The sequence below is a fragment of the Variovorax sp. P4_D9 genome (genome assembly GCF_056401695.1).
In genome coordinates this window covers 1-1,919 of record NZ_JBFUIU010001253.1, presented here as the reverse complement: position 1 = coordinate 1,919, position 1,919 = coordinate 1, and the positions used below count along the sequence as shown (strand labels likewise).

The window sequence follows — 1,919 nt, the reverse complement described above, 5'->3', positions numbered from 1 at the left end:
CGGGGAGCTCGGCGCCATTGTCGAACCACGAGGTGCCGGCGTGCGCGTCGATCAGCAGGATGGTGACGTCATCCCGGTCCGCACCCGCTGGCGCGTCGGCGTGAAGGAGAGTCATCGCTTCCTGCGCACTAGAGAGTGGCTTGGCGAGCACCTGCTGCAGCAGTTCCAGCTCGCGCTCCGACCCAGAGGGCAGGAGGCCGTCGGTGTAGAGGAGGATCCGGTCGCCCGCCAAAAGCTGGAGGCGTTCCTGCTGGAACTGCGCGTCCGCCGCCAGACCCAGCGCGGGTCCGGTGCGGCGGATCAGGCGCGTTTCGCGGCCATCGCGTGCGTGCAGCACAGGCGGATGGCCCGCCGATGCCAGCGTCAGGCTCGCGTCCGACGTATCCAGCAGGCCAAAGACGGCCGTCAGGAACAGGCCCGGCGCGGCGTGCGCCTCGCAGATCGAGCGGTTCACCGCGGCCAATACCTCCGCCGGTGGCAGCGGGAGGCGCGACGCCGGGTCCACCAGAACGAGCCGCTGCTTGAACAGCACCGAGAGCATCGCCGARGTCACCCCGTGGCCGGTGGCGTCGGCCAGGTAGAAGGCGAGGTGCTGCTCGCCCAGCCGGACCACGTCGTAGAGGTCGCCGCCCACATGCTGCCCCGGCCGGTAGACCGCCTGGATGCAATAGCCCTCCATTGGGGGTGGGCTGCGCGGCAGCAAGGCGCGCTGGATGACCTCCGCGCGCTCGAGATCGCGGCGCAGCACTTCGGAGGTCTGCTCGAGTTCGAAGACTTTGCGCTGCAGCTCCCGGTGCAGCTGCTGGCGGTCAGCCAGCAGTTGCCGCCGCTCGAGCGCATTGCGCACCGCGACCCCCATCTCCGCCGAGCGCGGCGACTTCGGCAGGAAGTCGAACGCCCCCAGCCGGATCGCGGCCACGGCCGAGTCGAAGGTCTCCAGCCCCGAAAGGACGATCCACATGGCATCCGGCACCGCCTGGCGTCCCCAGCGCAGCAGTTCCAGGCCGTCCATCCGCGGCATCATGATGTCCGTCAGCACCAGGGCGACGTCCGGGTGTTCCCGCAGAACCTCCTGCGCCGCGATGCCGTCGGCAGCCTCCAGGACCGGCTTGCAGCCGAGGTTCTCCAGTGTCAGCTTCACCATCAGGCGGGCCACCGGTTCGTCGTCCACCACCAGTGCGACGGGAGGGACAGGGTCGAGGTTCATCACATCCTCTAGCAGCTGGAGTGCCGTGCAACAAGGAATTCTCCGAGTCGGCGGGCGCAATGGCAAGCCACCGGCACATCTCCGACAGCACCTCGCTGTCTCGGACGGCGTGGCTAACCCTGCTGGCGCAGTTGCGTGGCGCGCTGGAGCACCTTGTCGATGGCCTTTTCCAGCGCGTCACGTTCTGCCGGCTCGAGCGCTTCCAGGAGGAAAGTCTCGCGCGCCTGCACCATGGGAACGATCTTGCGGTAGAGCGCGCGGCCGGCCGGAAGCAGACGCGCCAGCTGGCCACGACCGTCCTCGGGGTCCGGCGAGCGCTCGACAAGTGCTGCTTTCTCCATGCGGGCCAAGGCACGGCTGACGCGCATCTTGTCGAGGGTGGCCCGCTCCAGCACTGTGGCCGTCTTCACCGCACCGGCATCGCCGAGAGCCGCAAGTACGCGCCACTCGTCACGCGTCAGATCGAAGCGCTCCTCGTACACCTGGGCCGTCGCCTCGCCTACGGCTTCGGCAAGCTGCGCGAGGCGGTAGGGAAAGAAACTCTTCAACTCCATGCGTATATAGTAACACGTGACACTAAAACGTCCGGGACGTGAAAACTGGCCTCGCCTACGGCTTCGGCAAGCTGCGCGAGGCGGTAGGGAAAGAAACTCTTCAACTCCATGCGTATATAGTAACACGTGACACTAAAACGTCCGGGACGTGAAAACTG

2 protein-coding genes are annotated in these 1,919 nt (G+C 67.1%); both read right to left on the bottom strand.

Annotated features, from left to right (window positions below; genetic code table 11):
- Positions 1-1,207, bottom strand: a 1,207-nt coding sequence (locus AC1DY5_RS53630) for a PP2C family protein-serine/threonine phosphatase (RefSeq protein ID WP_478122353.1), incomplete at its 3' end; no start/stop codon positions are given.
- A 113-nt stretch (positions 1,208-1,320) separates the two neighbouring features.
- Positions 1,321-1,761 carry a MarR family winged helix-turn-helix transcriptional regulator gene (locus tag AC1DY5_RS53625; RefSeq protein WP_478122352.1) on the bottom strand — a complete coding sequence of 147 codons (441 nt, stop codon included), beginning with the start codon at positions 1,759-1,761 and terminating at the stop codon, positions 1,321-1,323.
- Between the last annotated feature and the right edge of the window lie 158 nt (positions 1,762-1,919).